The following is a 225-nucleotide window of genomic DNA, read 5'->3' on the forward strand; positions in this document are numbered from 1 at the left end:
TGCCGCCTCGTTATTTGCCTGCTGGCCGCACGCCGCAAGCAGGGCACCAATGCCCACAAGTGCGCCGCTACCCAACAGGGTACGGCGGTTGAAAATGGTCGAATCCATAGAAGATACGCTCCTAGCATCGGTGACGGTGTGTTATTTAGTTGCTAGTCAGACCGTTATTCACAGGTCAAACTGACTGCCGGAAGAAAAACAGCCCCGTAGCGCACCCAACAAACG

Source organism: Rothia sp. HMSC069C10, from assembly GCF_001812205.1.
Lineage (GTDB): Bacteria > Actinomycetota > Actinomycetes > Actinomycetales > Micrococcaceae > Rothia > Rothia mucilaginosa.